Below are 17,456 nucleotides of genomic sequence, written 5' to 3' on the forward strand. Positions count from 1 at the left end.
ACGTCCACCACCACACGGAAAGATCATGTTGAACAATCTATCAATCAAGCTGCGTCTGATTCTGACCATGATGTTTATGGGAGTCATGCTCATCATAGGCGGGGCAATGGGCGTATTCGGTCTGCAAACCACCAACAACACCTTGCAAGAGGTTTACACCAACCAGATGCCCTCATCCAATGCGATCAACCTGATGATGACGCGTCTGTTGCAAGCACGCGCGGCACTTAACCGCGTTGCGATGCGCCCGGACGAGGCAAGTGCAGAAACAACCATCAAACGTGCAGAGAATTTCTATACACAATCCGACGACGAATGGAAAAAATACCTGGCACTCCCGGTTGAAAATGACGCTGAGAAAAAACTGGCAGAGGAAGTCACTGCCAAACGTCTCACCTACCTCGAAGTCGGCAATAAGAAATTAGGGACCGCGCTGCGTGAACATCGGATTGATGAAGCAGAAGCTATTCTTTTGAATAGAATGTCGCCCCTGTTCCAGGATTTGACAAAAAGCACGGATGCGCTGATTGCACTCCAGATGGAAAACGCAGCAGAAGGCTACGAAAAAAGTCAGTCGCTGTTTGCCAAATTCCGTATAGCTGCCATTGCTGGCGTTTTATTCGGCCTCGTAGCTGTTGCGATCTCCGCCTTCTTCCTGATACGCGCGATTAACCAACCTTTGCAAGAAATGATGGGCCATTTCGAGTCTATTGCAGCTGGCGATCTGACCAGCAATATCGAAGTCAAATCCAAAAATGAAATGGGCACCCTGATGCTCGGCCTGCAAAAAATGCAGGCTCGACTGACCGACACCGTGTCGCAAGTGCGTGAAGGCAGCACCGCCATCGGCGCAGCCACCACACAGATTGCAGCAGGCAATCTGGACTTATCCAGTCGCACCGAGCAACAAGCTGCATCACTGGAAGAAACCGCTTCGTCGATGGAAGAACTCACCTCCACCGTCAAGCAGAATGCTGATAATGCACGCCAGGCTAACCAGTTGGCAATGACGGCATCCACGGTTGCGGTCAAAGGCGGCACAGTCGTTTCCGATGTGGTCGATACGATGGATTCGATCAATACTTCAGCCAAGAAAATTGTCGACATCATCGGCGTCATCGATGGCATCGCATTCCAGACCAACATTCTTGCGCTGAACGCAGCAGTTGAAGCAGCACGTGCTGGCGAACAGGGTCGCGGCTTTGCGGTGGTAGCAAGCGAAGTCAGAAACCTGGCGCAACGCTCGGCAGCTGCCGCAAAAGAAATCAAAACCCTGATCGATGATTCGGTGAGCAAGGTGGATGCCGGTAGCAAGCTGGTGGCGCAAGCTGGCACCACAATGACCGAGGTCGTCAATAGCGTCAAACACGTGACCGACATCATGGCGGAAATTCTGGCAGCCAGCCAGGAACAAAGCGCAGGTATTGAACAGGTCAATACCGCAATTGTGCAGATGGATGAAGTCACACAACAAAATGCCGCGCTGGTTGAAGAAGCCGCCGCTGCTGCAGCATCGCTTAACGATCAGGCAGGCAATCTGTCAGCAGTCGTCAGCGTATTCAAGTTGCACGGCCATCAGACCAGCACTCAGAGTATCAGCCCGCAAGCACGCCCCAAGGCATTGGCAAGCCGCCCGGCTGCGACGCCAGCAAAACGCAGCATCCCGACACCGGCAAAGATCGCCAACAGTAAAGACTCCGACGGTGACTGGGAGCAGTTCTGATCAAATCCATAGACCATCATCTCTATCGATTTCTTTTTGACTAGCTCAAACGATAAAAAAGCTCCTGTTGAGAAACAGGAGCTTTTTTCATTCGAGCATCAAAATTTAAATCAGGTGATCCAGCATGTCCGGACCGAATACTTCACGGTGCAACTGATGCGCCGGCACACCTTGCTCGACAAGATCCGCCCACTGTGTCTGCATGAACGGCAATGGACCGCACATGTAAACCTTGGCTTTATCCACGTCCCATTGCGGCAATTTCTTTAATTGCATTCTGCCGGCCAGACAAGTAGCACCATCCTGATCCACCTTGTCATCTTCGTAGAAAGTCACGCTGTGCAGATTCGGCATCAGCGCCACGGCCTTTGCTATATCGGCGCGATGCGGATGGTGACTTGCATTGCGGGCGGCATGCGCAAAAATCACGCGTCGACCAGGTGACACTTTTGCGATGCGGTTGAGAGCAGAAATCATTGGTGTAATACCGACACCAGCGGACAACAATACGATAGGACCGTCGCCTTCGGTATCGGGAGTGAAATCACCGAACGGTTTGCTGGCAGGAATGACACTACCCACCACGACATTGTCGTGCAACCAGTTCGATACCATACCTGCTGGTGTTTCCTTGCCGGCGATTTCACGCTTGACGGAGATGCGCAGATGTTGATGATCCGGCGTATCCGACAAACTGTATTGCCGCAGTTGGCGCAAGCCATCAGGAAGATGTACTGCAACGCTGATGTACTGACCAGGTTTGAATGATGGCAGCTGTCCATCCACCGGCACCAGAGAAAAAGACCTGACCTGATCACTCTGTTGATCGACCGCGACGACGCGCATGTCAAACAGATCGCCCGGCTGCGTACCTGCCGCCTTGTACAATCTGTTTTCTTCATCGATCAATGCTTGAGCCAGCAAGCCATAGGCTTCTGCCCATGCTGCAATCAATTCCGGCGTTGCCGCATCACCCAGGACTTCCTTGATTGATGCCAGCAAATGATGACCGACGATAGGATAGTGTTCAGCCGTCACGCCCAGGGAAACATGCTTGTGAACGATGCGTGAAATCACCGGCGCCAATGCCGCCTGATTATCGATGTTTGCGGCATAGGCAAATACCGCCGAGGCAAGCGATTGCTGCTGCGAGCCATTGGCCTGGTTTCCAGCGTTGAATATATTGTGTAATTGAGGATGCGCTTCAAACAGCGCCTTGTAAAAAACCTTGGTAATGGCAAGACCATGCTCACGTAAAACAGGGACGCTCGCGTCGATATAGGGACGAGATTCAGCAGATAACATTTTTACTCCTATGTAGCATTTAAAATGCAACTTATAAGTTTTAAAAAAAGACCTTGCGGTCCGGTTACTTACAAAATCGCGTTAGATACTAACGCGATCCATCAAGAAAGCGCGATGCATATGAACAATCTGCTCGCCCACATTGCCGCCAACGATATCAGCCAAGGTGTATTGATTCATGGCTTCGTAAAACGCTTCTACACCCACTCGCAATGCATTGCGTAAAACACAATCGCCTGAAAGTCGGCAGCCAAGGCCTTCACAATCGACCAGTTCGGCATCGCCTTCGAGCACACGCAAGGCAACGCCTATGCGCAACTTCTCGGGCTCTATCGCAAGCCTAATACCGCCATTACGCCCGCGTACAGCGTCGATCCAGCCCATTTTCGCCAAAGCACCAACGACTTTGACCAAATGATTATGCGGCACGTCAAACTGCACTGCTACTTCAGCAACGGTAACCGCAGAGCTGCGTGTTTCCTTTGCCAAATACATCAGCACGCGCAATCCAATATCCGAGAATCGGGTTAGTTTCATCAGTGAATGCACTCCAGTGCAGCCATTCTATTAAACATGCATTTTAAAAGCAACATATAATTTCATTCCGTTTTTGACATTGAAATATCATGAGCAAGCAATGTGCCAAGCTGTGACTTCCACCGTGATTCTTGTCTTGATTTTTATCAGGCCAATTGAAAATTCCAGATGCTAGAATGCGCGTACTTCTGTCGCACTTTTGTACTAAGGAACAAATATCATGCTGATCGCTTTTATTGGGCTCTTCGTTGTCTATGCATTGTCGCACTACTGGATTACGTTGAACAAGCGCGACTTCTTCTCGACCGTACTGGTGATCATACTGCCATTTGTCGGCATGTATTATCTGGGCTGGAGAGCTTTGTTCTGCTGCCTGCTCGCGGCCTACCTTGGAACCAAATGGGGTTTGAAGAAGATGCAAAAGAAACAAGCGATACGTGTTTCTTTTTACGAAAATGACGACGAACCACAAAAATAAAAACTTGGGCAAGGCAGATGCCTTGCCCATCGTTATCACTGCTCACACGACGGCCGTGGACGCATCCCTGTAAAACTTAAATCCAGCGCCAGCAAAGGTAGCCTATCAGGCACCAGATTGCGACCACAATTGCGGCACCAATATAGCTTCTTGGCTTGACCCCACGCTGCCTCATCCAGTCATCTGCCTGCTGCCGACACAAAACAAGCACTTGCGGCGGCAGCAAACGCACCGCAAGCCAGATCATTGCGGGCAATAAAAGTGCGTCGTCTACATAACCAAGTATCGGAATAAAGTCCGGAACCAAATCAATCGGACTCAAAGCGTATAAAACTGCCACTACGCAGACGATTTTCGCCAACAACGGTGTATCCGGATGCTTGCGCGCGAACCAGAGCATCACTGCGTCGCGCTTGATGCCCTTGGCCCACAGGCTCACTATCTTCATTATTTTCATATTGGCTTATGTCTGAAAAGAGTACGCAAGACAGGAATGCTTATAATGATTCCAACCTTTCGTTGATCTGTATGTGAAATCGAGTTTACCTTCTTCCGTCTCGCGTACGACAAATCGATAGCAAAGAATCACTCAAGAGAAAATCAACCATGCCTGTTTCACTCGATCGTCTGCTGGTAGTCGGCATTTCGTCCCGTGCACTGTTCGACCTGGAAGTCGAAGAAGCCATTTTCCGTACCCAGGGTCTGGAAGCGTATCGCCAGCATCAACTCGACAATGAAAATGAAATCCTGAAACTGGGTGCAGGTTTTGCACTCGTGCGCGCTCTGCTCAAACTCAATGCCTTGACGCCGGATCAACGCTTTGTCGAAGTAGTCATCATGTCGCGCAATTCGACCGAAACCTCGATGCGCATATTCAATTCAATCAAGCATTACGATCTGGACATTACACGCGCGGTATTGTCTGGCGGCGCGTTATTGGCGCCGTATTTACATGCTTTCAACGTCAGCTTGTTCCTTTCCTTGCATGAAGACGATGTACAGGCTGCAGTTAATTCCAGCGTCGCCTCTGCATTGCTGTATCAAAAACCTGCGAATGCATTTGAAGAACTGGATCAGATCCGGATTGCATTCGATGGCGATGCAGTGATTTTCTCCGACGAATCGGAACGCATCTACCAAACCCAGGGCATAGAAGCATTTGAAAATCACGAACGCGAAAATGCCTTGAAGCCGCTGCCGGAAGGACCATTCGCCCGCTTGCTGAAAGCCTTGTCCTTCATCCAGAACAGCTTCAAGAATGTCGAAGGCCGCACTGCTGTTGCGCCCATCCGTACTGCGCTCGTCACTGCACGTTCATCACCTGCGCATGAGCGCGTCATCCGTACGCTACGCGCCTGGGATGTAATGATAGATGAAACCTTCTTTATGGGCGGCGTTGCCAAGTCCGATGTACTGGCGGCCTTCAAACCGCATATGTTTTTCGATGACCAGGCCGGCCATTGCGAACGCGCCTCACCCTTGGTTCAAACCGGCCGCGTACCACTGCGCGACGGCATCGCGATCGAGCAGAAAAGCTAAAGTGTAAACATTCAGCTCTGGACGAAAAAAAGCCGCTCTGTCATACGACCAGAGCGGCTTTTTTAATGCGTCAAAGTCTAGCGTTCTGCTACTGCATCCGCCACGCACAATGCCGTCATATTGACGATGCGTCGCACGGTTGCCGATGGCGTCAGGATATGAACAGGTTTCGCGCAACCGAGCAAAATCGGACCGATCGCCACGCCGTTACCGACCGTCGTTTTCAGCAAGTTGTAGGAAATATTAGCGGCATCGATGTTCGGGAATACCAACAGATTGGCATCGCCTTTCAAAGTCGAATCCGGCATCGCTATTTTCAAAGCTGCCGCACTCATCGCTATATCGCCATGCATCTCGCCATCGATCTCCAAATCCGGAGCGCGTTCTCTGACCAGTTGCAGGACCTTGCGCATCTTCTGCGCTGAGTCACTGTTGCTGGTACCGAAGTTCGAATGCGACAGCAAGGCAGCACGCGGCGGCAAACCGAAGCGACGCATTTCTTCCGCTGCCAATATCGTGATCTCGGCCAATTGCTCGGCGCTCGGATTTTCGTTGACGTGTGTATCAACCAGGAATAACTGGCGATCTGACAGAATCACGCAATTCATCGCCGCATACGCATTGACGCCGACACGCTTGCCCAGCACTTGTTCGACATACTTGAGATGCAGGTCTGTCGTGCCGAAAGTACCGCATATCATGCCGTCAGCGTATTTCTTGTGAATAGCCATTGCACCGATCAGGGTATGGCGCCTACGCATTTCCAGTTTGGCATACTGTTCGGTCACGCCTTTGCGCAAGGTCATTTCCAGATACGTTTGCCAGAAATCGCGATAGCGATCATCGTGTTCCGGATTGATGATTGTGAAATCAACATCCGGCTTGATGCGCAAACCAAAACGCTCTATGCGTTGCAGCAGCACAGCCGGACGACCAATCAAAATCGGTCTTGCAAGCTTCTCGTCAACCACGACTTGCACTGCGCGCAATACGCGCTCTTCTTCAGCTTCCGCATACACAATACGCTTCAGATCCGGCGGTGTTGCCTTCGCGATCTGGAAGATCGGCTTCATGAAGGTGCCGCTGCGATAAACGAATTGCTGCAGTTTATCTGCGTAGGCTTCCATGTCCTTGATAGGACGCGCCGCCACGCCGCACTCTTCCGCCGACTTGGCAACCGCCATCGCGATCTTGATCATCAGACGCGGATCGAAAGGCATAGGAATGATGTAATCCGGGCCGAAGCTCAGATTGTTGATACCGTAGGTTGTCGCCACGATGTCGGATTGCTCGGCTTGCGCCAGTTGCGCAATCGCATGCACCGCTGCGATTTCCATTTCACGTGTGATCGTGGTTGCACCGCAATCCAGCGCACCGCGGAAAATGTACGGGAAGCACAGAACGTTGTTAACCTGATTCGGGAAATCGGAACGGCCGGTTGCAATCACCGCATCATCACGCACTGCGCGGATTTCATCCGGCAAAATTTCCGGCGTCGGATTGGCCAATGCAAGAATCACGGGACGTTTTGCCATTGCGGCAACCATTGCAGGTTTCAACACACCGCCAGCCGACAGGCCAAGGAAAATATCGGCATCCGCAATAACGTCAGCCAAGGTACGAGCATCCGTTTTTTGCGCGAATTTTTCCTTGTCCGGATCCATCAACTCAACACGACCTTGATAAACCACGCCAGCCAGATCGGTCACAAAAATATTTTCGCGCGGGAAACCCAGGTCCACCATCAAGTCCAGACAAGCCAGCGCCGCAGCGCCAGCGCCAGACACAACCAGCTTGGCTTTCTTGATATCTTTATTGACGACTTTCAAGCCGTTCAAAATCGCCGCAGAAACAATGATCGCGGTGCCGTGCTGATCATCATGGAAGACTGGAATCTTCATGCGATCGCGCAAGGTGCGTTCGATGTAAAAGCATTCAGGCGCTTTGATGTCTTCCAGATTAATGCCACCGAAAGTCGGCTCCAGCGAGGCGATGATGTCGCACAATTTATCTGGATCGGTTTCATTGATTTCGATATCGAATACATCAATACCGGCAAATTTCTTGAACAAAACTGCCTTGCCTTCCATCACCGGCTTGGCGGCCAACGGACCGATATTCCCCAAACCCAACACGGCGGTACCGTTGGTAATCACTGCAACCAGGTTGCCGCGCGCCGTATAGCGATATGAATCTGCAGGATTAAGGGCGATTTCTTCACAGGCAACCGCAACACCAGGCGTGTATGCCAGTGCCAGGTCGCGCTGATTGGTAACTTGTTTGGTAGGAGTGACGCTGATTTTGCCGGGAGTCGGAAACTCGTGATATTCCAGTGCTGCCTGACGTAACTGAAGGCGAAGTTCTTCTTTCTTGTCGATGTTCGAATCCATACTAAGCAGCCATCCTTTTTAAGCGTAGGGAGCCTTTGATTTTAGCAGAGGCAATATTTTGATTATTGTATTTATACGTATTTTTACTGATATTTCTTCCCTCCATGCCCCGAAAGACGTAAAAAATAGGAAGAAAAGCTATCAGATATAAGACTTGCATCAATTTAATTGATAGTTCGTTCAAGTCGCGCTTGCTCAGTGTGTCCACAGCCATTGTGTTTTTCTTAATATTGGAAAACATTATGCGATCTGAATCCCAAGGAAAAACTTCTGAATGCATGCAAAAAGATACACTCAAATTTGCGGCATCTTGTAGTTGAAAACGGTAACATGGCGCCCGCGCCGCAAATTTCGATACGAGCATAGAAAATCGAAAAATCAGGCTGGCAGGATTACGACCTTGTCGATCAATTCGACGTGGCATTTTGACAATAAGGGAAACAATGAAACCGATCATCATCATCGGAGCAGGATTAGCCGGCTACACCGTCGCACGCGAATTTCGCAAACTGGACAAAACAAGTCCACTGATCATGATCACGGAAGACAGCGGCGGCTACTATTCAAAACCGATGCTGTCGAATGCCTTTGCACATGGCAAACAGGCAGAGCAACTAATTACACACAGCGCTACGCAAATGGCCGAGCAGTTAGCCATAACCTTGATGCCGCACACGCGCGTCAACGGTATCGATACTGCAGCCAAAACCGTAGACACCAGTTCCGGCAAGTATGAATTTGAAAAACTGGTACTCGCAGTCGGCGCGCAAGCAATACACCTCGGACTGAAAGGCGATGCCGCCAACCAGGTATTGTCGGTGAATCACATAGCCGATTACGCAGTCTTCCGCGCACGCATCAACTCACCGAAAAATGCCACGCCGGTACGTGTCGCGATTCTTGGTGCAGGTTTGATCGGCTGCGAATTTGCCGACGATCTAACTGGCGCAGGACATGCAGTTACCTTGATTGATCCAAGTAACAGACCACTGGCTGCATTAACTGCGCCTGCCCTGTCTGCCGGTTTGCAAGCCGCATTGCTTGCACGTGGTGTGCGCTTTCATTTTGGAACAGTCGCAGAAACCGTTACCCATGCAGCCACGGACTTGTGCGTAACACTGGCCGATGGCACTACCGTAGAAGCCGATGTCGTGTTGTCTGCAGTCGGCCTGCGTCCCGATCTGCGTCTGGCACATGCCGCACAACTCAAAACCGGGCGCGGCATCGTGATCGACACCTCAGGACAAACCAGCGCTGCGGACATTTACGCGTTAGGCGATTGTGCCGAATACACTTCTCTGGCCGATGGCAGCACTCGCACCCTGCCGTACATCATGCCTATCATGACGGCTGGCCGCGCCATTGCCCGTACTTTGAGCGGTGAACGCACGGAGATCGATCTGAAACCATCGCCTGTTCTGATTAAAACGCCTAGTTTTCCGCTGGCCTTGATCCCGCCTGCACCGCACATCGTTGCCACCGGGAGATGGCTGGATGAAACTACAGAGACTGGTCGCAGCATCAGCCGTTTTTATGATGCAAATGACGTACTGGAAGGCTTCGGCGTCTCGCCGCATGACAATGCGATTCGGCAAGAATTACTGGCTGGGCTGGGACAAAAAGCAAGTCAGTAATCTGCAATTTGCATCGGATAGCAATCCGATGCATCACGCTGACCGTCATTTCCTTACTAGCGGCATGACGGTTATTTTTTGTCTGTAGCCATCGTCGCTGGCAGCCGCGATAGCAATAAGGTCAGCATCATCTACACACATCATTCTGTACAATAAGCATATGTCCGAATTCGATTTGATTGCGCGCTATTTCGTGCGCCATGCTCACCCAAAAAACCGCGCCATGCTCGGTATCGGGGATGATTGCGCACTGCTGCTACAACAGGATGGAATGCAAACTGCGATTTCATCCGACATGCTGGTCGAAGGTCGCCATTTCTTTGCCGGCACAGATGCATACAAGCTGGGTCATAAATCCCTGGCCGTCAATTTGTCCGATCTGGCGGCAATGGGCGCAGAACCGGTCGCATTCACATTGGCGCTGTCATTGCCGAAGGCTGATGAACAATGGCTGGAGAAATTTTCTGCCGGCCTGTTTGCCCTGGCCGATGAACACAACTGCGAATTGATAGGCGGCGACACGACCAAAGGGCCGCTGAATATCTGCATCACGATTTTTGGCCAAACCCCAATCGGCACTGCCTTGCGGCGCGATACTGCGCAAATCGGCGACGACATCTGGGTATCCGGCACCTTGGGCGATGCGCGCCTGGCACTGGGTGCAATGCACAAAGAATATGAGTTGGATGCCAAAACACTGAATGCAGCAGCCGTATCTCTGCATACGCCACAACCGCGCGTCGCGCTCGGCCTCGCCTTGCGTGGCGTCGCCCATTCAGCACTCGACGTATCCGATGGCTTGATCGGCGATCTCGGTCACATCCTGAAAAAATCCGGTCTTGGCGCCACATTGAATGTCGATACCCTGCCTGCCGGTGCCATGCTGCAAAAACAATCCGTCGAGATGCGTCGTCGCTTCACATTGGCTGGTGGCGACGACTATGAACTTTGCTTTACCGCGCCGGCATCAAGGCGCGAAGAAGTGCTCGGTGCTGCGTTGGCAGCAAACACATCTGTAACACGCATAGGCAGCACAGAAGCCACCCCCGGCACACGCTTGCTCGATAGCGATGGCAAGATACTCGATCTTCAGCTCGCTTCATTCGACCACTTCGCCTGACATGAACTCAACTCCAGCAGCATCCACTGTCATCACCGTCAAACCCAATTCCGGCTTTATGCTGTCGCATCCTGCGCACATGATCGCGCAGGGTTTTGGTAGTGGTTTATCGAAAATCATGCCTGGTACTTTCGGCACACTGTTCGGCTGGTTGTCATTCAGTGTATTGACCTTGCGCTGGCCGGAAGTTTTTTCGCCACTGAACTGGTGGATCATCATCGTCGCCGGTTTCTTTGTCGGCGTCTGGGCCTGCGATAAAACCGGACGCGATCTCGGCGTTGCCGATCATGGCAGCATGGTGTGGGATGAAGTGATCGCGATCTGGCTGGTGATGTTGTTCATCACCCCTGCCGATCTGTGGACGCAGTTCTATGCCTTCCTGATCTTCCGTTTTTTTGACATGGTCAAACCGCCGCCTATCAATTATTTCGACAGACGCTTCAAGGGTGGCATGGGTGTGATGTTCGACGATATCGTCGCCGCATTTTTCACGCTGCTGGTGTTTGCAATATGGCGCACGATATAAGCATGCAAGTTGAAGACCACGACATATTCGAGCTTGCCACTTTGGTCGGGCAAGAGTTGAAGAGTCGCGGGTTGATATTGGCGACCGCCGAATCCTGCACAGGCGGCGGCGTTGCACAAGCCATTACGGAAATTGCCGGCTCGTCCACATGGTTCGATTGCGGCTTCGTCACCTATTCCAACGCATCAAAAGTAGCATTGTTGAACGTGCCAGCCGACGTGCTGGAACAGCATGGCGCTGTAAGCAATGAGACGGCGACGGCGATGTGTGCAGGCGCCTTGCGTAACAGTCAAGCGACGGTCGCACTGTCGACCACGGGCATTGCCGGTCCGGATGGCGGTGTCCCGGGCAAGCCGGTAGGCACGATTTATTTTGGCTGGGCTTGTGGGGATGTGATGCAGGTTGAACGCATGCTGTTCAGTGGAACCCGGCGTTCAGTCAGAGAACAGACCATCAAACATGCATTGCACGGCTTGCTGGAACTGCTGGCGCGAACCAAATAATTCGCACTATTTAACTCACACTACTCAAAAGCAGCTATGTCACTAAAACCTCGACATAGCTCGCATCAAGAATCGTCTAATCAGAACAAAAAGAACAAGGACGACACCGCTAATGCGATGGCGGCGACCATCGTTTTAGTAGGATGGTTTTCAATCAGATAAGTCATAACAGGCAGGTCGTAAAATTCAGATGCCGCAGTATAGCGGCCGACCTGACTGTTAATCCATCCCGTGAATATGGGAGAAATTATTTGCAATGCTGATTAATGGCGTCGCGCGTATCCAGTGCAACCTGGCGTGCAGCTTGCGCAAAATTCTGGTCTTTTCCTGCGTACAGAATCGCACGCGATGAATTGATCATCATGCCGGTGCCATTTTCCGTGCGCCCCGCCTCGACCGTGGCTTTGATATCGCCACCCTGCGCACCTATGCCGGGGATCAGCAAGGGCATGTCGCCGACTATCGCACGTACTTGCGCCAACTCGTTCGGGAAGGTTGCGCCGACCACCAGTGCACATTGACCGCTGGTATTCCACTTGTCCGCCACCAAATGTGCCACGTGTTGATACAGAGGTTTGCCGCCCACATCCAGAAATTGCAAATCGGAACCACCCGCATTGGAAGTGCGGCACAACACGATCACGCCTTTATCCTTGCGTTCGACATACGGCTGCACAGAATCGAAACCCATATACGGATTGACCGTCACTGCATCCGCACCGTAACGCTCGAAAGCTTCACGCGCATATTGCTCAGCCGTCGCACCGATATCGCCACGCTTGGCATCCAGCACAATAGGAATATGCGGATAACGTTCGCGCAAATATTTGCAGATATCTTCCAACTGATCTTCTGCACGCAAGGCTGCGAAATAAGCGATCTGCGGCTTGAACGCGCATGCAATATCCGCAGTCGCGTCGATGATCGCTTTACTGAAAGTCAGGACCGCATCCGGCTTGCCCTGCAAATGTGCAGGGAATTTGGCCAGATCGGGATCGAGGCCGATGCAGAGTTGCGAATTTTGCGTCTGCCAGGCAGCAGATAATTGTTCAATAAAGGTCACAGCGATATCTCTCTTGTTCGTGCAGACCGTATTGTAACTCGTCATGTTATCGTGCCGTACTAGATAGACCTGCGCAGCAACATCGACATTTTGACATCACGCCCATGACTTCTGCCCTATGACATCGTTTTCCCGCAAAGACTGGATACTGCTGGCTCTCCTGACGCTGTGCTGGGGCATCAACTGGCCCATCATGAAGATGGCGGTGCAAAACTTCCCGCCTATCGCCTTCCGCACGCTGTGCATCATAAGTGCGGTGCCGGTTTTATGGCTGGCAGCACGCTGGAGTCGTACCTCGCTCAAAGTGTCGCGGGACGATCTGGGAACCATTTTTACGCTAGCCATTCCTAACATGATCATCTGGAATACTTTCATGATTGTCGGCGTAAAAATGCTGTCATCCGGGCGTGCGGCCATCCTGGGTTATACGATGCCGATCTGGACTGTGCTTTCCGGCCTGATTTTTTTTCGGGATCGCATTAGTCGTCTCGGTTGGCTGGGAATAGCCTTCGCGCTCAGCGGCGCATTATTATTGTTGTCGAGTGAATTTGCCAATCTGCGCGGTCAACCCCTGGGTAGCGTGATGACGCTGGTTGCGGCAGCCGCCTGGGGTTATGGCACCGTATTGATCAAGCGCACCAAGATGGAAATCCCGACCATAGTGCTGACGTTCTGGATGCTGCTGATGGCAAGCGTATGCATGGGCATCACATCGGCATTGTTTGAATATCAGTTGTGGCGATTGCCAACTGCGAAGGAATCGGTAGCCGTTGCCTACAACGGGCTCATCATCTTTGGCTTTGCGCAAGTGATCTGGTTTTCACTCGCACGCAGATTGCCGCCAGTCGCATCCAGCCTGTCGGTGATGATGATACCGGTACTTGGAGTTTTTTCCGGCGCATGGTGGTTGAATGAAACGCCGCACTGGCAAGACTATGTTGCAATGTTATTGATTTTGATGGCAATGAGCACGGTACTATTGCAACCACGTAATAGCAGCATCAAATAAGCGGCACAAAGAACTGAATCTGGAATCAAATTCAAAATGGGATACAACACCGGATTCAGCAGAATTTTTATATTCACGGAGAAATGAAATGGCGAAATTACTGAAATGGCTGGCAATTGCCGCGTTTGCTTCGATGCTGAGCGCATGCGGCTATAACGACTTCCAGACGAAAGATGAAGCGACCAAAGCGGCATGGAGCGAAGTCGTCAATCAATACCAGCGCCGCGCCGATCTGATTCCGAATCTGGTGAATACAGTCAAAGGTTATGCGTCGCATGAACGTGAAACCCTGGAAGCCGTGACCAAGGCGCGCGCCGCCGCGACCAGCTTCCAGATCACGCCGGAAGTGTTGAACGATCCGCAAGCCTTCAGCAAATTCCAGCAAGTACAGGGCGAATTGTCCTCAGCCTTGTCGCGCTTGATGGCGATTTCGGAAAACTATCCGCAACTGAAAGCTGATACCAGCTTCCGCGATCTGCAGTCGCAACTGGAAGGTACGGAAAACCGCATCACCGTGGCACGTCAGCGTTACATCGCAGCCGTACAGGAATACAACGTGCTGGCGCGCAGTTTCCCGACCAATATCACGGCGAAAATTTTCGGCTATCCAGTGAAACCATCATTCACTGTGGAAAACGAAAAAGCGATTTCGGCGCCGCCTACTGTCAATTTCGGCAAGTAAGCTAAACGACGACCATGAAAATCCTGCGTCCTCTGCTGGCCTGCACACTCGCATTTTTTTGCGTGCTGACCAGCGCACAAAATCTGGTCGCTGTGCCGCCGCTTGCTGCGCGCGTCACCGACCAGATCGGCATGCTGAACGCAGGCCAACGGACTACGCTGGAAAACGTATTGGCGGATTATGAAACGCGCACCGGCAGCCAGATCGCCGTGCTGCTGGTCAACACCACCGAGCCGGAAACCATAGAGCAGTACAGCATACGCGTCGCCGATGCGTGGAAGCTGGGACGCAAAGGCTTGGATGATGGCGTGATTTTGTTGATTGCAAAAAACAATTCCAGCGCTTCCGGTCGCATGCGCATAGAAACCGGACGCGGCGTGCAAGGTGTATTGACCGATGCGCAATCCAAGCGCGTATTGCAGGACGTCATCGCACCGCATTTTCGCCAGAATGATTATTACGGTGGACTCGCCGCTGGTATCTCGGTCATTACCAGCCTGCTCGACAAGGAAGCTTTTCCCGAGCCGGCACAAGGCAACAAAGCCAAAAGCAATGATGGCTTCAGTTGGGCACCATTTATTTTCTTTGCCTTCCTGATCGCCATTACGCTGCTGCGCAGCCGTGGTGGCGGCAGACGCGCCCATAGCAGCGATGGCTGGGGTAATTCTGCCGGTGTGATTCTGGGTACCGCTATCGGCAATGAAATTGGTCGCCACTCATCCGGCGGAGGATTTGGCGGCTTTGGAGGTGGTGGTGGATTTGGCAGCGGAGGCGGCGGATTTTCTGGCGGCGGTGGCGGTTTTGATGGCGGTGGCGCCTCGGGGAACTGGTAATGAATAAATTTTCACGTGCCTGGCAGCATGCAAAAACTACGAAGACGCATGGCAAAAAAGCTTTTCCAAGCGCCACCTTGGCTGCCATTCAAGCCATCATCGCAGAAGGTGAAAACAAGCACCGCGCTGAAGTCAGACTGATCATTGAGCCATCGCTAGATCTGACTGCAGTCATGAACGGCATGACATCGCGCCAACGTGCCGGCGAATTATTTACCGACTATCGCATCTGGGATACGGAAGAAAACTGCGGCGTACTGATCTACATCAATCTCGCCGATCATCAGGTCGAGATCATTGCCGACCGCGGCATCGCTCGCCTCGTTTCAAATGATCATTGGCAAGCTGTGTGCAAAACCATGACGCATGGTTTTGCACAAGGGCTGTATCACGACAGCACGCTGAACGGCTTGCAGCAATTGAACGCAATCCTGAAAAAATATTTTCCGGAAAGTGAATCAACACAAGGCCCGCAGCCGAATCAATTGTCGAATCAGCCTATTCTGCTTTAATCCTGACTTAAATCATCTCTCGTCTTCGCTTGTGCGACATTGCATGCGTACAAGCGCGAGGATAAACTCAGCCGTTTTCATAAATCCACTGCAACAACGCATCATGCGCAGCCTGCCCGTTCGGTGCGTTGATGTGATTGATGATGCACACCACTGCATAGCGCTTGCCGGATGCAGCCAGCACATAACCGGCAACGGCACGTACGTCATTCAATGAGCCGGTTTTGATGTGTGCACGACCGGCAACTGTTTGCGTCAACAAACGCTTGCGCATCGTGCCGTCGAAGCCAACCAGCGGCAGCGCAGACATCAGCTCAGGCATGACAGGCGATTGAAAAGCCGCCACCAGCATGCGCCCCATCGCTTCGGCCGAAATACGTTCTGTGCGTGACAAACCCGAACCGTTCTCTATCACCAACTGGCCTGCATCTATCCCTTTTGCTGTCAGCCATGACTTGATGACACGCGCACCGCGTTCCGGCGATGCAGGCACCTTGAGTACATCAGATGCAAGGGTCAGTAATAATTGGCGCGCCATCACATTGTTGCTGTACTTGTTAATATCGCGTATCACTTCCGGCAGAGCTGGCGATTGCCATTCCGTTACAAGGCGCGCATTCGGCGGCAATACGTTATCAACGATGCTCCCTTTGAAAACACCACCAACATCTGTCCACAATTGCCGGAACACCAGGCCGAAATATTCGGCATGCGTCATCTGATAAGGATGGAGATACCAGGTTTTTTCACCGCAAGCAGCGGAGTATGCTCCGGCAAAATTGGTGCCGTTCCTATCCAGCGATGGCTGCAGCTTGGCTTGCCAATCCACGCAAGGTCCATCCGAGAAAATGGGGGCTGTGATCGGATATATGGCCAGCGGCGGATCTACACTGACATTAACGACGCGACGGCTGGCATCGGGCAAGAAATGAAAAGCGAGCGCCTTGTAATTCAACAACAAGGCATCTGGCCCCGCGTTGTATGGCTTTAAAGGATCACCATCAAAACGGGATGCATCATACGACGTATCTTCAAAAACACTGCGATCCAGAATCAGATTGCCACGAATTTCGCGTATGCCGGCTGCGCGGATTTGTCGCAAAAATTGCCAGAATTTTTCTGTCACCAGCTTGGGATCGCCACTGCCCTTGATCACCAAATCGCCGTTCAGCACATCACCGTTTTGCGTACCGGTTGCATAGACCTGGGTTTTCCAGGTGAAGGCCGGTCCCAGTATTTCCAGCCCAGCGTCGCTCGTCACCAGCTTCATCGTGGAGGCCGGATTGAAACCTACGCTGCTGTTAATCGCAATGCGCGGTACCGGACCGGATACTTCTTGCACATAGGTCGCCACTGCGTTCTGCGGAATCCCGCCACGCTTCAACGCATCGGCAACCGTTGTGGGCAAGCCCGCAGCATGAGCACAAGAAGATCCGACATTGATAGCAATTAACAGGGAGGCAACAGGCAAGAACAGTGTGGTGATTCTCGTAGTGATATGCATGGTATTGGACGTAATGAGATGGCTCAATTATTACATGCACGACAAAATGTTCGATAGCCGTTTGCCGGCCCAACAGCTTTCCATGGCCGCGTTCAGTC

General features: G+C 51.9%; 18 protein-coding genes. 11 read left to right on the plus strand and 7 right to left on the minus strand.

Annotated elements, in window-relative coordinates:
* The first annotated feature begins 25 nt into the window (after positions 1–25).
* Positions 26–1,723: a methyl-accepting chemotaxis protein gene (locus Hfont_RS14330; RefSeq protein ID WP_112993094.1), complete on the plus strand. Its 1,698-nt coding sequence runs from the start codon at positions 26–28 to the stop codon at positions 1,721–1,723.
* A 105-nt stretch (positions 1,724–1,828) separates the two neighbouring features.
* Here Hfont_RS14330 and hmpA read toward each other — a convergent pair whose 3' ends face one another.
* Positions 1,829–3,028 (minus strand): NO-inducible flavohemoprotein, encoded by a 1,200-nt coding sequence (gene hmpA / locus Hfont_RS14335; protein ID WP_112993095.1) that lies wholly within the window; start codon positions 3,026–3,028, stop codon positions 1,829–1,831.
* 81 nt (positions 3,029–3,109) lie between these two features.
* Positions 3,110–3,565, minus strand: a complete 456-nt coding sequence (locus tag Hfont_RS14340; protein WP_112993096.1) for an RrF2 family transcriptional regulator — start codon at positions 3,563–3,565, stop codon at positions 3,110–3,112.
* Positions 3,566–3,785: 220 nt separating this feature from the next.
* Between Hfont_RS14340 and Hfont_RS14345 the strand changes: the two genes are divergently transcribed.
* Positions 3,786–4,043 (plus strand): hypothetical protein, encoded by a 258-nt coding sequence (locus Hfont_RS14345; protein WP_112993097.1) that lies wholly within the window; start codon positions 3,786–3,788, stop codon positions 4,041–4,043.
* Between the two features lie 76 nt (positions 4,044–4,119).
* On the opposite strand, the gene Hfont_RS14350 is transcribed toward Hfont_RS14345, so the two are convergent.
* Positions 4,120–4,500: a YkvA family protein gene (locus tag Hfont_RS14350; protein WP_112993098.1), complete on the minus strand. Its 381-nt coding sequence runs from the start codon at positions 4,498–4,500 to the stop codon at positions 4,120–4,122.
* Between the two features lie 149 nt (positions 4,501–4,649).
* Between Hfont_RS14350 and Hfont_RS14355 the strand changes: the two genes are divergently transcribed.
* Positions 4,650–5,582 carry a 5'-nucleotidase gene (locus Hfont_RS14355; RefSeq protein ID WP_112993099.1) on the plus strand — a complete coding sequence of 311 codons (933 nt, stop codon included), beginning with the start codon at positions 4,650–4,652 and terminating at the stop codon, positions 5,580–5,582.
* 77 nt (positions 5,583–5,659) lie between these two features.
* Here the strand turns inward: Hfont_RS14355 and Hfont_RS14360 are convergent, their stop codons facing one another.
* Both Hfont_RS14360 and Hfont_RS15005 read right to left on the minus strand, forming a co-directional pair.
* Complete coding sequence (locus tag Hfont_RS14360) at positions 5,660–7,972, minus strand: NADP-dependent malic enzyme (protein ID WP_112993100.1); 2,313 nt, start codon at positions 7,970–7,972, stop codon at positions 5,660–5,662.
* 1 nt (position 7,973) lies between these two features.
* Positions 7,974–8,435 carry a hypothetical protein gene (locus Hfont_RS15005; protein ID WP_133467277.1) on the minus strand — a complete coding sequence of 154 codons (462 nt, stop codon included), beginning with the start codon at positions 8,433–8,435 and terminating at the stop codon, positions 7,974–7,976.
* On the opposite strand from Hfont_RS15005, the gene Hfont_RS14370 reads away from it, so the two are divergent.
* The 4 genes from Hfont_RS14370 to Hfont_RS14385 all read left to right on the plus strand — a co-directional run bounded on the left by Hfont_RS14370 (position 8,416) and on the right by Hfont_RS14385 (position 11,755).
* Positions 8,416–9,606 carry an NAD(P)/FAD-dependent oxidoreductase gene (locus tag Hfont_RS14370; RefSeq protein WP_112993102.1) on the plus strand — a complete coding sequence of 397 codons (1,191 nt, stop codon included), beginning with the start codon at positions 8,416–8,418 and terminating at the stop codon, positions 9,604–9,606. The two genes, Hfont_RS15005 and Hfont_RS14370, sit on opposite strands and share 20 nt — an antisense overlap.
* Before the next feature lie 160 nt (positions 9,607–9,766).
* The gene (gene thiL, locus Hfont_RS14375; protein ID WP_112993103.1) at positions 9,767–10,726 is read left to right on the plus strand and encodes a thiamine-phosphate kinase; all 960 of its coding nucleotides are present in this window, start codon (positions 9,767–9,769) and stop codon (positions 10,724–10,726) included.
* A 1-nt stretch (position 10,727) separates the two neighbouring features.
* A complete protein-coding gene (locus Hfont_RS14380; protein ID WP_112993104.1) occupies positions 10,728–11,252 on the plus strand; it encodes a phosphatidylglycerophosphatase A family protein in 525 nt (174 codons plus the stop codon).
* Positions 11,253–11,254: 2 nt separating this feature from the next.
* Positions 11,255–11,755 carry a CinA family protein gene (locus tag Hfont_RS14385; RefSeq protein WP_112993105.1) on the plus strand — a complete coding sequence of 167 codons (501 nt, stop codon included), beginning with the start codon at positions 11,255–11,257 and terminating at the stop codon, positions 11,753–11,755.
* Positions 11,756–12,002: 247 nt separating this feature from the next.
* Here Hfont_RS14385 and pyrF read toward each other — a convergent pair whose 3' ends face one another.
* A complete protein-coding gene (gene pyrF / locus Hfont_RS14390; protein WP_112993180.1) occupies positions 12,003–12,818 on the minus strand; it encodes an orotidine-5'-phosphate decarboxylase in 816 nt (271 codons plus the stop codon).
* A 118-nt stretch (positions 12,819–12,936) separates the two neighbouring features.
* Between pyrF and Hfont_RS14395 the strand changes: the two genes are divergently transcribed.
* The 4 genes from Hfont_RS14395 to Hfont_RS14410 all read left to right on the plus strand — a co-directional run bounded on the left by Hfont_RS14395 (position 12,937) and on the right by Hfont_RS14410 (position 15,854).
* Positions 12,937–13,827 carry a DMT family transporter gene (locus Hfont_RS14395; RefSeq protein WP_112993106.1) on the plus strand — a complete coding sequence of 297 codons (891 nt, stop codon included), beginning with the start codon at positions 12,937–12,939 and terminating at the stop codon, positions 13,825–13,827.
* Between the two features lie 88 nt (positions 13,828–13,915).
* A complete protein-coding gene (locus Hfont_RS14400; protein ID WP_112993107.1) occupies positions 13,916–14,509 on the plus strand; it encodes a LemA family protein in 594 nt (197 codons plus the stop codon).
* A 14-nt stretch (positions 14,510–14,523) separates the two neighbouring features.
* A complete protein-coding gene (locus tag Hfont_RS14405; protein ID WP_112993108.1) occupies positions 14,524–15,342 on the plus strand; it encodes a TPM domain-containing protein in 819 nt (272 codons plus the stop codon).
* Positions 15,342–15,854: a TPM domain-containing protein gene (locus Hfont_RS14410; protein WP_112993109.1), complete on the plus strand. Its 513-nt coding sequence runs from the start codon at positions 15,342–15,344 to the stop codon at positions 15,852–15,854. Before Hfont_RS14405 ends, Hfont_RS14410 begins: the two co-directional genes overlap by 1 nt.
* 67 nt (positions 15,855–15,921) lie before the next feature.
* On the opposite strand, the gene dacB is transcribed toward Hfont_RS14410, so the two are convergent.
* Positions 15,922–17,358: a D-alanyl-D-alanine carboxypeptidase/D-alanyl-D-alanine endopeptidase gene (dacB, locus tag Hfont_RS14415; protein ID WP_112993110.1), complete on the minus strand. Its 1,437-nt coding sequence runs from the start codon at positions 17,356–17,358 to the stop codon at positions 15,922–15,924.
* Positions 17,359–17,456: the final 98 nt, after the last annotated feature.

This window comes from Herminiimonas fonticola (genome assembly GCF_003293745.1).
In the GTDB taxonomy this organism is placed as follows: Bacteria; Pseudomonadota; Gammaproteobacteria; order Burkholderiales; family Burkholderiaceae_D; genus Oxalicibacterium; species Oxalicibacterium fonticola.